Consider the following 16,731-nt stretch of genomic DNA (forward strand, 5'->3'; position numbering starts at 1 on the left):
AATCAAGAAAGAGGCGGCCTGCGCCGCCCCTTCCTGGCTTCTCACTTACTTCTTTTTCTTGCGAACAAAAGCGGCTGTCCCATTCCCGGCCCCGCCTTTGTTTTTCTTACGTTTGCGGCGAGATGCTCCGCCTTCTTGCACGCCGCCCGGTGTAGCATTTTCACCGATAAAAATACCGCTAGGTGAGGTGTTCTTACGTTTACCTCCGCCTTTGCCACCTTTACCGCTACCGCCCTTACCGGATTTGAAGCTTCCTTCTCCACGGCCGCTACCATTGAGGCTACTTCCTTGGCTACGTTCACCTGATCCACTATCCTGACCAGCCGGGGCAGAGCTATACCCGCCTTTGCCCGAACCGAAACCAAAGCTTACCGCACCTTTACCACGACTACCCGAAGCACCTGCGCCTGCATCACTCGCACGACGTTCACCTTTCGGTCTGCCTCCGCCTTTACCAGCAAACCCACCCGCTGATGAGCCTGCACCTGCTCCGGCATTTGCCGCTCCGCCACGACCACCGCGAGCACCTTTACTGCTCTCTTCTGCCGATCTGCCGCCGCGATCACGCTTACCGCCTGCTCCAGCAGCGCCGCCTTTACCGCCACGGCCTCCACCGAAACCACCTTTGGCTCCGCCTCGGCCGCCGCTACCAGGACGACCACCTTTACCACCGCGAGCACCACGATCGAACCCGCCATCCCGTTCTCGGCGAGGTTTCATATCAACCATCTCAAAATCAATCGTGTACTCTTCCATGCTCACACGTGCTACGCGAATTTTCACTTCGTCGCCAATGCGGAAAACTTTGGATGTACGCTCACCAATCAGAGCCATATGCTGATCATCAAAATGATAATAATCATCTGTCAGCGCGCTAAGACGAATCAGACCTTCTACCGTATTCTCCAGCTCAATAAACATACCGAAGCTGGTCACGCTGCTGATGATGCCTTCGAACTCTTCGCCGACCTTGTCGAGCATGTACTCGGCCTTTTTCATTTTCTCCGTATCGCGCTCCGCTTCCACCGCCACACGCTCGCGTTCTGAGGACTGCTGGGCGATATCCGACATCCGGCTTGCCAGATACTCTTGGCGATTCTCCGGTAATGCACCGTTATTCTCGATCACTTCACGAATGACCCGGTGAATGACCAGATCGGGATAACGGCGGATCGGGGATGTAAAGTGACTGTAGAACTCTGCCGCCAAACCAAAGTGGCCAGACATTTCAGAGTCGTACTTCGCCTGTTTCATGGAACGCAACATCATGGTGCTGATGACTGTCTGCTCCTTCGTACCGTTAATGTCCTCCAAGAGAGATTGAAGTGCTCTTGGATGAACGGAATTGCCACGTCCCTTGACGTGATGTCCAAAATTCGCCGCAAAAGCGAGGAAGTTTTGCAACTTTTCCTGATCCGGGTCTTCATGCACGCGATAGATGAACGGTACCTTAAGCCAGTGAAAATGCTCCGCTACAGTCTCATTGGCTGCAAGCATGAACTCCTCAATAATTTGTTCTGCAATGGAACGCTCCCGTTTCACGATATCCACCGGTTTGCAGTTCTCATCGACAATGATTTTGGACTCTTCAAAATCAAAATCAACCGCCCCGCGGCGCATACGCATCGCACGTAGCTTCAAGGCAATCTCTTTCATCAGGTGGAAGTCATCCACCAAGTCTTTATAACGTTCAAGCAATTCCGGCTCTTCGCCTTCCAGAATTTTGCGAACGTTGGAATAGGTCATGCGTTCTTTAGTCTTGATGACACTTGTGAAAATATCGTGCTTCACAACCTTCATCTGGTCGTTAAACTCCATCTCACAGGATAATGTCAGACGGTCCACCTGTGGATTCAAGCTACAAATCCCGTTGGACAAACGTTGTGGTAACATCGGAATAACCCGATCCACGAGATACACACTGCATCCGCGGTTATATGCTTCCTGATCCAGCTTGGAGTTCTCACGCACGTAGTAACCCACATCGGCAATATGCACGCCCAGACGGTAGTTGCCGTTCGGCAGTTTTTCCACGTTAACCGCATCATCCAGGTCTTTCGCATCCTCTCCATCAATCGTAACGATGTTCAGACCACGCAAGTCGCGGCGTCCCTGCTGAATAATCTCTTCATCCGTAATGGAGTCCGGTGCTTTTTCCGCTTCTTGCATCACTTCATCCGGGAAAGCTTCAGGCAGCTGGTGTTTGCGGATGACCGATAAAATATCAATGCCCGGCTCATCCTTGTGACCCAAAATCTCGATAATCTCACCCTCAGCCGCTGCACGGCCTTCCGGATAACTGACAATCTTGGCAACAACCTTCTGTCCATCTACAGCACCAGCAAAATTCGTACGCGGGATAAAAATATCACGATTAATCCGTTTATCATCCGGAATGACAAATCCATACACTTCGTGGCTCTGGAAAACACCCACAACCTGTGTGATCGCACGCGTCACAATCCGTACAATTTCACCCTCCAGGCGACCGCCGGACGGCCCTTGGGAAGTTACTTTCACAAGCACAATATCCCCATTCATTGCACTTTTCATATCATTGGCATGGATATATACGTCAGGGTGCTCTCGGTCTTCTGGAATCAGAAAAGCAAAACCCTTCGCATGCGCTTGAAGACGCCCACGTACCAGATTCATACGTTCAGGCATACCGTAGCGGTTGTTACTTGTTAGCAAAATTTGGCCGGATTCCTCCAGCGTGTTCAGCATAATCAAAAAGGATCTGAAATCAGCAGCATCCTCAATCTGAAAGTGCTGTTCCAACTCCTGATAAGTCATCGGTTTATAGGCGGTCTCCCGCATGAAGTCAAGCAATTGTTGTTCGGTTATCATTAGTTTTCACCTCGGGAAACGTAAGAGTATAGTCTGATCTCTTCTCTTTATGTATCGGAATTCGTGCCGTATTCGTACAGATGCCATATAGTAAAATGCGTATGATTATCGCGCCCTTACTATCTCATACCCTAGTATACACGAATTCAATCCAGCCCATCCGTAGCTACCCAAAAAAGCCCCTTGGTCTCTTAACGTAACAAGTTGGCCGTTTGAGTCCGCTCCTTCAAACAGTTTATGCAGTATGTGATATGCCCGACCTGATTTAAATTAGCATTTAGAAAATAAGTTGCATCACGAATCTTATCTATACATTTGAAAATCTTAATCACAGGAATTTTATATCTCGCCGTGGCATACCTGCCTGAAATGGGTCTCTAAAACAGTAAGGGGGAATCGAACAGAAGTCACAAGCAAAATGCAGTTCCATCAAGTTCAAGAAGAATTCGGTGGCTATATAGCGATATAATTGGCAAACTTTGGAGAAATAAATTTCTATTAAAAAACCTCCGTTTCTGCACGAAACGAAGGTTTATCCGTTAAGCCATTGGCTTCAGCTATTCGATTCATTCGAAGGTTCGAACCAAGTTACTTGGAAACCACCGTAACAATAATAGCCAAGATCATAAATCCTGCACCCAGTACGACTGTTGCACGTTGCAAGAAAAGATCCAATCCGCGCGCTTTCGTTTTACCGAAAAGATGTTCCGCACCACCGGAGATGGCACCCGCCAAACCAGCGCTTTTCCCGTGCTGCAGCAATACTACAGTGATTAGACCGATCGAGAAAACAACGAGCAGCAATTTCAAAGCAATATCCATTCTTTCCACCTCCTACCCATGTGGGCATCACATCTCACCATAAAAACAGTTACTTTAATTGTAGCACAGCTATGGTTGTACTACAAGTAGTACAACGCATGCAATTTCCAATAAAGACCGCCATCGTATAACTTTTGAATAGCTGGCCTATCAGAGTTATCCACGTAATAACTGGTCTATCTACTAGACCACATCCCTTACGTGTTCCGCATAATCATAAAAAAGACAAGCCGGTTACCCGGCTTGCCCGAAAAGCTGTGTACACAGCTTATTTTTTAAGGTTGTAGAATCCTTTAAGACCGTTGTATTGAGCAAGCTCATCCAATTGATCTTCAATGCGAAGCAATTGGTTGTATTTTGCGATACGGTCTGTACGGGAAGGAGCACCCGTTTTGATTTGACCCGCGTTTGTTGCAACAGCGATGTCAGCGATTGTGCTGTCTTCGGACTCACCGGAACGGTGGGAGATTACAGCTGTGTATCCTGCACGTTTAGCCATTTCGATTGCATCGAATGTTTCAGTCAATGTACCGATTTGGTTTACTTTGATCAGGATGGAGTTACCGATTCCTTGCTCGATACCTCTAGCAAGACGCTCCGTGTTCGTTACGAACAAGTCGTCACCAACGAGTTGTACTTTGTCGCCCAATTTTTCAGTGAGCAATTTCCAACCATCCCAGTCATCTTCGGACATACCGTCTTCAATTGTGATGATTGGGTACTTCTCAACCCATGAAGCCAGAAGGTCAACATACTCAGCGGAAGTGTAAGATTTACCTTCACCAGCCAAAGTGTATTTTCCATCTTTGTAGAACTCAGTGGAAGCAACGTCCATACCCAGGAATACGTCAACACCTGGTTTGTAACCTGCTTTTTCGATTGCTTCGATAATTGTAGTGATTGCTTCTTCGTTAGAACCCAGGTTTGGTGCGAAACCACCTTCGTCACCTACAGCTGTGTTCAAACCTTTGGAGCTCAGTACGGATTTCAGGTTGTGGAAGATTTCTGCGCCTACGCGAAGAGCTTCTTTGAAGCTAGGTGCGCCAACTGGCAATACCATGAACTCTTGTACGTCGATGTTGTTGTCCGCGTGCTCACCACCGTTGATGATGTTCATCATTGGTACAGGCAATGCTTTCGCGTTGAATCCGCCCAGGTAAACATACAGTGGCAATTCCAGAGCATCAGCAGCAGCGCGAGCTACAGCCATGGATACAGCCAGGATTGCGTTTGCGCCCAATTTACCTTTGTTTGGCGTACCATCCAAAGCGATCATCAATCTGTCGATACCCAGTTGATCCAAAGCATCCATACCGATGACTTCTGGAGCGATGATTTCATTTACGTTTTTAACAGCTTGCAGAACGCCTTTACCGAGGTAACGGGATTTGTCACCATCGCGAAGCTCAACTGCTTCGTGGGCACCAGTGGATGCACCGGATGGAACGATTGCGCGTCCGATTGCGCCGGACTCCAGGTATACTTCAACTTCAACTGTAGGGTTACCGCGGGAGTCGAGGACTTCGCGAGCGTACACGTCAGAAATAATAGTCATGAGTGATAATCTCCTTTGATTTTGAATTTATTAAAAATTAGGACCACTTGTGTTTCCCCTTATCCACTACGTCAGCAGAATCGTCTTACGATCGCTGTTATCCCCGGATTCCTTTAGAACTTATTCTCATAAGTTGGAATCCTGTGATAAAGGCGAACGCTACGCTTCTTCAGACCATTTCTGCTACCTTCGTTCAGGGGTAAACGCCAAACTTCCCAATTTCATATATGTTGGCTGTGCAACTTATTTACGGGTAGCAATAACGGATGTTCCCGTCATTTCTGCCGGTTGTGGCAATTGCATCAGGTCAAGAATGGTTGGCGCGATATCGGCCAAAATTCCGCCTTCACGCAACGTTACATTTGGATCTGTCACGATAAATGGAACCGGGTTCGTTGTGTGAGCTGTGAACGGACGTCCTTGCTCATCAAATACCATATCCGCGTTACCGTGATCCGCTGTGATCAATACTACGCCGCCTTTGGCAAGTACTGCGTCTACAACGCGACCCATGCACTCATCCGTCACTTCAACCGCTTTGATGGTAGGCTCCAGCATGCCGGAGTGTCCAACCATGTCAGGGTTCGCAAAGTTCAAGATAATCGCGTCGTGTTTATCCGCTTCAATCTCACGAACGGCTGCATCGGCTACTTCATAAGCGCTCATCTCTGGTTGCAGGTCATACGTTGCCACCTTAGGTGAGTTGATCAGTACGCGAGTTTCGCCTGGAAGCTCTACATCACGGCCGCCGCTGAAGAAGAAGGTTACGTGCGGGTATTTCTCGGTTTCTGCAATACGCAGTTGTTTTTTGTTATTCTGTACCAGCACTTCACCCAGCGTATTGTCGAGGTTCTTCGGCTCATAAGCCACATAACCTTCAACCGTCTCGCTGAACAACGTCAGGCACACAAAGTGCAAGCCCACTGGGAACTTCGGTCCACGATCAAAGCCGCGAAAATCGGAGTTCGTGAATACTTGCGACAACTGAATTGCACGGTCAGGACGGAAATTAAGGAAGATGACGGAATCGCCGCTCTCTACCAGACCTACCGGCTCACCATCCGCTTGAACGATAACCGTTGGTTCAACGAACTCGTCAAATACGGATTTCTCATACGATTCTTCAACCGCTTTGAGTGGGTCAGTGTATTTCGGTCCATCCCCATAAACGATAGCGCGGTAGGATTTCTCTACACGCTCCCAACGTTTGTCACGGTCCATAGCATAGTAGCGGCCTTGAACCGTTGCGATTTTACCTACACCCACTTCGTCAATCTTGGCGATCAGCTTCTGCATGAAGTCTTTACCGCTGTCCGGCATAACGTCACGGCCATCCAGGAAGGCATGAATATATACTTCGTTCATTTCTTCTTTTTTAGCCAGATCCAGCATCGCGAACAAGTGGTCGATGTGACTATGTACGCCACCATCGGACAACAAGCCGTAGAGATGAAGCTTTTTACCGTTCTGTTTCGCTTCGCGCACCGCTTTGACAAGTGTTTCATTGTCATAGAACTCGCCGTCACGAATCGATTTGGAGATACGGGTCAAATCCTGATATACGATCCGGCCGGCACCGATGTTCAGGTGACCTACCTCGGAGTTCCCCATTTGGCCTTCCGGCAAACCTACAGCCTCACCGCATGCAGTCAACGTTGTGTGTGGGAACTGGCTCATAAAACGGTCATAGTTCGGTTTTTTGGCTTGCGCTACCGCATTGCCTTCCACCGTGTTACGCAGACCGAAGCCATCCATAATGATCAGTGCTACAGGTTTTGGAGCTGTCATCTTACTTCGCCCCCTCAACAAGCGCGATGAACGAAGCCGGTTGCAAGCTGGCACCGCCAACAAGTGCGCCATCGATGTCGCTTTGTCCGAGGTATTCTGTTACGTTTTCCGGTTTCACGCTACCGCCGTATTGGATACGAACCGCATCTGCAACCTGCTCATTGTACAGATCCTTCACCAATGTACGGATGTAAGCAATAACTTCATTCGCATCTTGGGATGTAGAGGATTTGCCTGTACCAATCGCCCAGATTGGCTCATAAGCGATAACCACTTGAGCTGCTTGCTCAGCAGTCAGACCAGCCAGAGCAGCTTCAGTTTGTACTTTGCATACATCTTTTGTTTGGTTTGCTTCGCGCTCTTCAAGCGTTTCACCAAGGCAGAAGATTGGAGTCAATCCATGACGGAATGCTGCATGCAACTTTTTATTGACAGTCTCATCGGTTTCCGCAAAATATTGACGGCGCTCCGAGTGACCGATAATCACGTAATCTACACCCAGTTCTTTCAGCATCACACCGCTGATTTCACCAGTGAATGCACCGTTGTCTTCGAAGTGAAGATTTTGTGCACCGATTTTGATGTTAGTGCCTTTCACAGCTTCTACCAGGGATGGCAGGTTTGTAAAAGGTGCGCAGATTACCGTTTCTACGCCTGCGACTTCCGCTTTTCCTTTAACTTCCTGAATGAAGTCATTGGATTCGGAAACCGTTTTGAACATTTTCCAGTTACCCGCGATAATTGGTGTTCTCATTGGTTTCAACTCCTTCATGCTATAGCTTAAAGCTTACTTGTCGTTCAATGCAACTACGCCTGGAAGCACTTTGCCTTCCATGAACTCGAGCGATGCACCGCCACCTGTGGAGATGTGGTCCATTTTGTCAGCCAATTTGAACTTCTCAGCTGCTGCTGCAGAGTCGCCGCCGCCGATTACTGTGTAAGCAGATGTTGTAGCACAAGCTTCTGCTACTGCACGAGTACCGTGAGAGAATGGCTCAATTTCGAATACGCCCATAGGTCCGTTCCACACAACCAGTTTGGAGTTTTTAACAACGTCAGCATAGATCTCACGTGTTTTAGGACCGATGTCGATACCTTCCCAATCTGCAGGAATGTCGCCAACTTCAACGATTTTTGTGTTTGCGTCTGCACTAAAGTCGTCAGAGATTACGATATCCACTGGCAGGTAGAAGTTTTTGCCCAGTTTTTTTGCTTTTTCGATAAAGCCAAGTGCTACATCCAGTTTGGACTCATCCAGCAAGGATTGACCTACTTCGTGGCCCTGAGCTTTCATGAATGTGTAAGACAGACCACCACCGATGATTACGTTGTCTGCAATGTTGAGCAGGTTGTCGATCACATCGATTTTGTCTTTTACTTTGGAACCACCGATGATTGCTGTGAAAGGACGCTCAGGGTTGGAGATGGCTTTACCCAACACTTCAAGCTCTTTTTCCATCAACAAACCGGACACTGCTGGAAGCAAGTGAGCGATTCCTTCGGTCGAAGCATGTGCTCTGTGAGCTGCGCCAAATGCATCGTTAACGAATACGTCAGCGAGTTCAGCAAATTGTTTTGCCAGTTCCGGATCGTTTTTCTCTTCGCCCGCGTGGAAACGAACGTTCTCAAGCAACAATACGTCGCCATCGTTCATTGCCGCGATTTGAGCTTTAACCGCTTCGCCCACGGAATCATCCGCTTTAGTAACCGGTTTACCCAGCAATTCAGACAAACGCTCAGCTGCTGGTGTCAAACGCATGGATTCTACAACTTCACCTTTTGGACGTCCCATGTGGCTCGCCAAGATCACTTTCGCACCTTTTTCGATCAGGAAGTTGATCGTAGGCAGTGTTGCACGAATACGTTTGTCATCTGTAATTTTACCATCTTCGAGCGGCACATTGAAATCTACACGCACGAATACCCGTTTTCCATTCAATTCGATATCACGTACACTTTTTTTGTTCATCTCTATTTCCTCCGCACCCATGTATTTGGTGAACCTTTCAAGAGCTGAATCCCTTGTCAGTTCTGGTGTTCATGAGAAATTAACTAAATATCCATATATAAAGAGCGGAAACAATAACAATCTGTTTCCGCTCTATGTTATTACAGATATTACTTGATCATTTTTGCAAAGTGCTCCAATGTGCGAACCAATTGAGCTGTGTAGGACATTTCATTGTCATACCAAGCTACAGTTTTAACCAATTGTTGGTCGCCCACTGTCAGTACTTTAGTTTGAGTTGCATCGAACAAGGAACCGTAAGTGATACCCACGATGTCGGAAGATACGATTTCGTCTTCTGTGTATCCGAAAGTTTGTGGATCGGAAGCTTCTTTCATTGCTGCGTTAACTTCTTCAGCTGTTACTTTTTTGCCCAGAACAGTTACCAGCTCAGTCAGGGAACCTGTTGGTGTTGGTACGCGTTGTGCTGCACCATCCAATTTACCTTGCAGTTCAGGGATAACCAGACCGATTGCTTTAGCAGCACCAGTTGTGTTAGGGATGATGTTTTCAGCTGCTGCGCGAGCACGACGGAAGTCACCTTTAGGGTGTGGAGCATCCAATGTGTTTTGGTCGCCAGTGTAAGCGTGAATTGTAGTCATCAAACCTTGAACGATTCCGAATTTGTCTTGCAGTGTTTTTGCCATAGGAGCCAGGCAGTTTGTTGTGCAAGATGCGCCGGAAATTACAGTTTCAGTACCATCAAGGATGTCATGGTTTACGTTGTAAACGATGGTTTTCATGTCGCCAGTAGCTGGTGCGGAGATAACAACTTTCTTAGCTCCACCTTTCAAGTGTTTCTCAGCAGCTTCTTTCGTTGTGAAGAAACCAGTACATTCCAGAACGATATCTACACCCAGGTCTCCCCAAGGCAGTTCTTCAGGGTTGCGGTTAGCGATAACTTTAACTTCTTTGCCGTTCACTTTGAAGAAACCATCATGTACTTCAACATCGCCATCGAAGCGACCTTGAGTTGTATCATATTTGAGCAAATGAGCCAGCATTTTAGCGTCAGTCAAGTCGTTGATTGCTACAACTTCAATGCCCTCTACATTTTGAATACGGCGGAATGCCAAACGACCAATACGTCCAAAACCGTTAATACCTACTTTAATCATGAGTAAGTTCCTCCCAAGTTTTGATTAGTTTTTTATGAAACTATATATTCAAGACAGACGGTGAAGTCCGTCAAGACAACAAGAGTGATGTTGAAAATAAAACCATTTCATCTCTGAAAAATTAGATGTTTTCCATGTCAGCGACGATGACTTCGGCCGCAGCCTCATCAATAATCAGAATATCCTCCTGCCCAAACCGCAGTACGGAATGAATGGCAGCTGCCTTGCTTTTGCCGCCCGCAATACCGATAACCACATCGGTGCGTTCGATATCCTGAAGCCGCATACCCAGTGTAAGCATGGTATGTACCACCTCACCCTGATCATTGAAGTAATACCCGAAGGACTCCGATACGGCCCCCTGCTCCTGAAGTTCGTCGATGATCTCCGGTGCAAGCTTGCGTCTCTTCGCCATCTCCACAGCATCGCCAATGCCATGAATTACGATGCGTGATTGCCTGATTAGCTGTAAAATCTCCTGAACACCCGGGTCCTGGATCAGCGATTCATAGGCATGGTCACTAAGCAAATCCGGTACATGCAGGAGTTTGTACTGAGCCCCTGCCCGCTTTGCCATTGTGGACGCAATCGTATTCGCCTGTATTTCCAGGCTTTCTCCCAATCCGCCTCGTGCTGGCACAAACCAGACACCCTTCAGCGAAGTAGGCGGTGTGAGTTGTTCTGCAACACCTGCCGTTGTTGATCCGCCTGTAACGGCGACAACGTCGTTGTCATTCATAATACTGCCGAGAGCCTTCGCTCCGGCTCTTCCAAGTTCCCTCTTGGCAAAAGGAGATACGTCCGAATCGCCGGGAACCACAACTACCTTTTGCAGACCGTAGGCTTGCTTGATTCGCTCTTCCAGCTCGGATAATCCAAACAGCTCTTTCGCGACAGGTTCTAACTGCTGCAGCAGATTATAACCCGCCTCGCTGATCTTCATCCCCGCGCTGTCAATTTCGATAAGTCCCTGAGCCTTTAACAGATCGGTCTCAGCTCTCAGAACCCGCTCGGTCATCTGCATGGAATTGGCTAACGTTCTCCGCCCAATCACATCCGATAACATGATCTGGTGCAAAATCGTATAGCGTTTCTTCAAGACATCCATGAGATCGGGCAGAAGCTGCTTTTGCACTTCCAAGATCGTTCGCATGCTTTCCACTCCCGCAAGCTTCATGTTCCAAGCTTTCTGCATGGCCTTAAAATGTCCCGGGTTAACTTTTTAAGTCCCACGTTCATTCTACCTAAAACTGACGCGAGATGCAAGTGTTTCGATTGCCTATTTCGACAGGTTCGCAGGCGTTTGTACGCGCCTATTTTCACAACCTCTACACATCGAGATAAGAAAGCGAGGATCTCACACCATATATAGAAGAAGCCTGAACATAACATCTATATCTTGCTATGTTTCATTTTTATAGGGCATGTCCAAAACCTCTAATAGCATGTACCGAAATTCAAGCTTTATCCATTCTTATTCATCATGATCATTTCAGAATAAATTCAAACCACCTGCGGAATAAATCGAATCTTTCATGGAGGAACTTGAGCCCTTTCGCACTAAGGAAAACTACACCATGTTCATGCAAAGCAACTGCTTGCAATTCACCGGTGCATAAGCTATAATCATTATTGCTGTCACATAATTTGCGCCCGTGGTCCAATGGATATGACGTAGGCCTCCGAAGCCTGAGATCCAAGTTCGATTCTTGGCGGGCGCGCCACTACATTTTTAACAGCTCATAATGCATTTAACCAACGAAACCGGAAAGGTTTCTTTTTTTTCAAACTTAGTTTGACTTTCTTTGACTTTTTGTTTGAGATTGTTTATGATGTGGTTAATACGGTAACAGTTTAAATATAAACACCCATTTAACATTTACATTTCCGAGGAGGTTTTTCACGTGAGTTATATTCCAATGGTCGTTGAACAGAGCAACCGGGGTGAGCGCGCCTATGATATTTATTCCAGATTGCTGAAGGATCGTATCATTTTCCTTGGCAGCGACGTGAATGACGTTGTTGCGAATGCCATCATGGCACAGATGTTGTTCCTGGCAGCGGAAGATCCGGAGAAAGACATTCACTTATACATCAACAGCCCAGGCGGATCGATCACAGCGGGGATGGCAATTTACGATACAATGCAGTTCATTAAACCGGATGTATCTACGATCTGCGTAGGTATGGCGGCTTCCATGGGTGCATTCTTGCTGAATGCCGGTGCAAAAGGCAAACGTTTTGCGTTGCCGAACAGTGAAATTATGATTCACCAGCCTCTTGGTGGTGCACAAGGTCAAGCGTCGGACATCGAAATCCGTGCACGCCGCATTCTCAAAATGCGTGATACCTTGAATCGCATCATCTCCGAGCGCACAGGTCAACCACTGGAGCGTATTGAAAAAGATACAGATCGTGATTACTTCATGAGTGCTGCTGAAGCAGCCGATTACGGTATCATCGATAAAGTAATCCAAAACGTAGGCTCCCAAGGCATCTAAGCTATAGCCTGGAGACAACGTAAATAAGCGCAGGGCGGGCATCACCTGAATCTAGGTGAGCACGCCCTGCGCTTATTAGTTGCAAACAGGCAATATCAACAACCTGCATTAGGGTGTTGATATTGCCTGCATAAACCAGAAACCCCGTCATTCTTGCTTTGACGGAGGCTTCTGGTTTATTATTTTTCACGAATAAACGGTATAAGTGCTCTTGACTTGAATTTAATTTATTTTATGATTTCATCTACCCCAAACCGAACTTACTTCTCAGAAGCTACGTTGCTGAAGGGTGTGGTTCCTTTAGGCAAAATTTCCTTGTAAGTGAACTTGAATTCTGGGAAGCCCTCTGCATACGCTGTGTACTCATACAACTGGAAGAACACAACAGCGCCTGTTGGCGTCACGTAAAAGTCTTGGTCTTTGTTCAGCCCTTTGTAGCCGCTCAAGTATCCCGTGTTCGCTTTCAGTTGCTCACCAACCTTTTTGCTGACCGTTTCACGCATGGATTTGCTGTTTTGCAACACATCATCCAGTGTCAGCTCTTTACCTGTATCGAGTGCAAATGTGTGACCCGTCCGATACGTCATGCCATGTGCTCCTGCATAGTCTTCATAACGTTGAGTAATCAGACCCAGCACACCATTCTCATTGTACGTCACCACATAAGATGTTTCGAATGCATATGGACGGTTTGCGGTTGCTCCACCGAATTCAGACGTTTGTTTTTTGAAGGCAGCAACAGCCGTGTCTACTTCATCTTTGAGCACTTTGTTAATCGTGGTCTCAGCCTCTTTGCTCGCTAGTCCACTTACTTGAGGATACTGTACATCCACCTCAGCGTTTTTCACGGTCACGTTGGCTTTAGTTGATTTCACCTGTACGTTATTTTGTTTTACTTTGCTCAGGGTCAGCGTTTTGGTTTTGGCATCCCAGCTGCCCTGTACACCCAAATAATCTCTCATTGCAGAGAACGGGATGTACAAACGACCCTGGATCAATTTTGCCTCCACTTGAGGATAAAAACCGTTAATATACACGTTTGGCTGTCCATCCATCAAACTAACAGTCATTGCATTGTTCGCTGCAGTTACGGTATACGACTTCGTTTTTGCATCATATTTCAATGTACCGCCCGCTACATCCTTGACCGCTGTCAGCGACACCCATGTAGATCCACCTTGAAGGAGGCCTTTTTGCGTGAGTGTTTTACCGCCTGATTTCAACGTTACTTCAGCCGGTGCCGTTACTTTGGAAGATACGGATGCAGCTTGAACCGATTGATCCATCCACGCTGTGCTCCCCCCCATAATTACACCTGCCGCCAATAATGCACTCGTCCATTTTTTCCATGTTTTCATCTATAAAACTCCTCTCTTTTATTTACCATTAGGTTCATTGCGTATGTAATCACGAACGTTACTACACATGCCATACGCTCACCTCTTAATTATAATTAACCCGTTTTCGGAATGGTTTACAGCTCCAGTTACAATCTTGATGAAAATCAAAAGGGAAAAACAACAGAAAATGAACGTTTTGTCATGAAAAACGATACAAAAACGACATTATTCGCGCTGCACTACAACCGACCATATAAGTAATTTCTATCCCTTACTTCCTCAAAGCCCACATGTGCAACAAAAAAACACTGCCTGATAAGACAGTGTTTTTGTCATTATTTTAAATGTTTAATATTTAATCATTTTAGCTCGTATTGATATAGCATTCCTTATTTCATCTCATACGTAATATTAAGAACGGTGCTCACTTTAACTTGACCTGCTTCGATCTGTGTACCTGCGTTCGAATCACTCTTCGCTTGCGACATCAAAGACTCTGATGCATAGAACACAGGAACATTAGCATCCGGCTGGCTTACCGAAAGGACAGTACCCAGTTGACGTTTAACTGCTTTAGCAATTGCTCCTGCCTTCACATCTGCATTAGCTACTGCCTTAGCAATGACTTCGGATTCATATTTCTCCGGATTTTCTACCGTGAAGCGTACATTTTCGATATTGTTGGCACCTGCTTGTGACGCTGCATCCAGTAGTTCACCAATCTTGTCCATATCACGATATGTTACTGTCAATGTGTGATGTGCTGTGTAACCTTTAATTTTCTGTCCATCTTTTTCGCTATACGTGTAGTTCGGTTGCACATAGAATTGACTGGTTTGAATATCATCTGCACTGATCTTCCATGTGTTTTTCAGCAAGTTAGTAACCTTTTGAATCTTGGCGGCATTTGCCTTCTGGGCTGACGCCGCAGTATCGGCAGTACTGTTCACCCCGATGGACAGATAGGCAATATCCGGTTTCACTTGAATTTCACCTTTACCTACGACATTGATTACATTTTGCTGTACGCCCTGAACTTCGGCAGCATAAGCATAGTTTCCTGGGGCTACATAAGCCGTTCCTCCGACCAGCAACGAACTTGCCACCAGCACTGCACCAAACGGTTTCATCCATTGTTTACCCATTACGAATAACCTCCTCATATGTTAACTTCTCAAACTTGAAGCGATTTGATACCTTAACAGACGGGACAAATTCCATAATGTTGCACTTGACGGGCACGGTTAATAAAATTTATATAAAACGCAAAAAAGCCCCTTGCGGGACTTCTTCATAGATTGAATTGAGTTCATGAAGCTTATTGGTTCTCAAGCTCTTCCTTGCTCACCAGACTAACTAAAGCGTTTACAGCCTGATCCGCATCCGCGCCTTCAGCACTAATATGGATTTCTGTACCTGTACTGATCGCAAGGCTCATGATTCCCATGATACTTTTAGCGTTTACTTTTTTATCGTCCTTCTCGACGAACACTTCAGATGAGTACTTATTCGCTTCCTGAACGAACAGTGCTGCAGGTCTGGCATGGAGACCCGTTTTCAAACGGACAACTACCGGGTGCTTTGTCATAGAAACTTACCCCCTATTATGAAATCTGGACATTAAATACACAATTATATTTATACAACATTATACCATTAACCCGTGCAGGACACTAGAAGAAAAAACTTAGCCCTCGAGCTCAGGCAAAAATCCAGAACCGAAGCCTCTCCTTTACCCGCACGAGTAACCCAACACGACTTGGTAAGGTCATAACATACCTTAAACCTAAATGATTCATTTTAACCTTCAACTATAACGTTCCGCGCGCACTTTCTCAGCAAGCTCATCAATCTTCCGAAGGCGATGGTTCACACCAGATTTGCTCACCGTACCTTTTAGCAATTCGCCTACTTCCTTCAGATTAATGTCGGGATGAGCAAGCCTCACCTCCGCTACTTCACGTAGCTTATCCGGAAGAGATTCCAGACCCACTTCCTTTTGCAGTAAACGGATATTGTCGATTTGTCTAACCGCTGCTCCAATCGTTTTGTTCAGATTAGCTGTCTCACAATTGACAATTCGATTCACCGAGTTACGCATGTCCCGCATAATTCGAACGTCTTCAAACTTGAACAAGGCCTGGTGAGCACCGATGATGCTAAGCAACTCAATGATTTTCTCGCCTTCCTTAATGTATAGGATGAATCCTTTTTTCCTTTCTATACACCGGGCATTAAGATGAAATTCATTGGCCAGATCCACCAGTGCCTGACAATGCTCTTCATACATGGACGCAATCTCCAGATGATATGAGGAGCCCTCCGGGTTATTTACGGAACCACCTGCCAGAAATGCACCACGAAGATAAGCTCGCTTACAACAATTCTTCTCCAGTAACTCTTCATTAATGCCAGGAGTAAACAGGAACCCTTCGGAGACGATATGCAACTCCTTTAGAATCTCCTGAACCATAGACGGAACACGAACAATGTACACATTGTTCTTCTTCAGCCGCATTTTTTTGCGAACCAACAATTCCGTATGCACTTGAAAATGCTTTTTAAGCAGAGAGTATGCCCTTCTTGCGATCGCAGCATTCTCTGTCGAAATATCCAAGATGACTTTTTTATTCGATAACTGCACTGCACCAAGCATACGGATGAGGGCTGAAAGTTCCGCCTGTTCGCAGCACGCTTCACTTTCAATCATCGTTAATTCTTTTTTGGTCTGTGCTGCAAATGACATGGG

The 16,731-nt window shown here is 46.4% G+C and carries 13 protein-coding genes and 1 tRNA gene; 2 read left to right on the plus strand and 12 right to left on the minus strand.

Annotated features, from left to right (window positions below):
- Positions 1 to 45 precede the first annotated feature (45 nt).
- The 8 genes from rnr to Q9R46_RS22880 form a co-directional block, all read right to left on the minus strand.
- The gene (rnr, locus tag Q9R46_RS22845; protein ID WP_311281925.1) at positions 46 to 2,850 is read right to left on the minus strand and encodes a ribonuclease R; all 2,805 of its coding nucleotides are present in this window, start codon (positions 2,848 to 2,850) and stop codon (positions 46 to 48) included.
- Between the two features lie 588 nt (positions 2,851 to 3,438).
- Positions 3,439 to 3,672 carry a preprotein translocase subunit SecG gene (secG, locus tag Q9R46_RS22850; RefSeq protein WP_111270229.1) on the minus strand — a complete coding sequence of 78 codons (234 nt, stop codon included), beginning with the start codon at positions 3,670 to 3,672 and terminating at the stop codon, positions 3,439 to 3,441.
- Positions 3,673 to 3,940: 268 nt separating this feature from the next.
- Positions 3,941 to 5,227 (minus strand): phosphopyruvate hydratase, encoded by a 1,287-nt coding sequence (eno, locus tag Q9R46_RS22855; RefSeq protein ID WP_090924800.1) that lies wholly within the window; start codon positions 5,225 to 5,227, stop codon positions 3,941 to 3,943.
- A 243-nt stretch (positions 5,228 to 5,470) separates the two neighbouring features.
- Positions 5,471 to 7,015, minus strand: a complete 1,545-nt coding sequence (gene gpmI / locus Q9R46_RS22860; RefSeq protein WP_311281926.1) for a 2,3-bisphosphoglycerate-independent phosphoglycerate mutase — start codon at positions 7,013 to 7,015, stop codon at positions 5,471 to 5,473.
- Position 7,016: 1 nt separating this feature from the next.
- A complete protein-coding gene (tpiA, locus tag Q9R46_RS22865) occupies positions 7,017 to 7,769 on the minus strand; it encodes a triose-phosphate isomerase (RefSeq protein ID WP_123066176.1) in 753 nt (250 codons plus the stop codon).
- A 33-nt stretch (positions 7,770 to 7,802) separates the two neighbouring features.
- Positions 7,803 to 8,984, minus strand: coding sequence for a phosphoglycerate kinase (locus Q9R46_RS22870; protein WP_145335943.1), 1,182 nt, complete (start codon positions 8,982 to 8,984; stop codon positions 7,803 to 7,805).
- Between the two features lie 149 nt (positions 8,985 to 9,133).
- Positions 9,134 to 10,141 (minus strand): type I glyceraldehyde-3-phosphate dehydrogenase, encoded by a 1,008-nt coding sequence (gene gap, locus Q9R46_RS22875; RefSeq protein WP_145335941.1) that lies wholly within the window; start codon positions 10,139 to 10,141, stop codon positions 9,134 to 9,136.
- Positions 10,142 to 10,262: 121 nt separating this feature from the next.
- Positions 10,263 to 11,294 carry a sugar-binding transcriptional regulator gene (locus Q9R46_RS22880; RefSeq protein WP_145335939.1) on the minus strand — a complete coding sequence of 344 codons (1,032 nt, stop codon included), beginning with the start codon at positions 11,292 to 11,294 and terminating at the stop codon, positions 10,263 to 10,265.
- Positions 11,295 to 11,790: 496 nt separating this feature from the next.
- Between Q9R46_RS22880 and Q9R46_RS22885 the strand changes: the two genes are divergently transcribed.
- Positions 11,791 to 11,865, plus strand: a tRNA-Arg gene (locus Q9R46_RS22885).
- Positions 11,866 to 12,045: 180 nt separating this feature from the next.
- Entirely contained in the window at positions 12,046 to 12,642 is a 597-nt protein-coding gene (gene clpP, locus Q9R46_RS22890; protein WP_090924795.1) for an ATP-dependent Clp endopeptidase proteolytic subunit ClpP, read from the plus strand.
- 260 nt (positions 12,643 to 12,902) lie between these two features.
- Here clpP and Q9R46_RS22895 read toward each other — a convergent pair whose 3' ends face one another.
- The 4 genes from Q9R46_RS22895 to whiA form a co-directional block, all read right to left on the minus strand.
- Entirely contained in the window at positions 12,903 to 14,000 is a 1,098-nt protein-coding gene (locus Q9R46_RS22895) for a stalk domain-containing protein (protein WP_311281927.1), read from the minus strand.
- 371 nt (positions 14,001 to 14,371) lie between these two features.
- A complete protein-coding gene (locus Q9R46_RS22900; protein WP_311281928.1) occupies positions 14,372 to 15,127 on the minus strand; it encodes an SIMPL domain-containing protein in 756 nt (251 codons plus the stop codon).
- A 173-nt stretch (positions 15,128 to 15,300) separates the two neighbouring features.
- The gene (locus tag Q9R46_RS22905) at positions 15,301 to 15,570 is read right to left on the minus strand and encodes an HPr family phosphocarrier protein (protein WP_090924792.1); all 270 of its coding nucleotides are present in this window, start codon (positions 15,568 to 15,570) and stop codon (positions 15,301 to 15,303) included.
- Positions 15,571 to 15,789: 219 nt separating this feature from the next.
- Positions 15,790 to 16,728, minus strand: a complete 939-nt coding sequence (gene whiA / locus Q9R46_RS22910) for a DNA-binding protein WhiA (RefSeq protein ID WP_145335933.1) — start codon at positions 16,726 to 16,728, stop codon at positions 15,790 to 15,792.
- Positions 16,729 to 16,731: the final 3 nt, after the last annotated feature.

Origin of the sequence: Paenibacillus sp. RRE4, assembly GCF_031844205.1 — a bacterium.
GTDB lineage: Bacteria > Bacillota > Bacilli > Paenibacillales > Paenibacillaceae > Paenibacillus > Paenibacillus xylanexedens_B.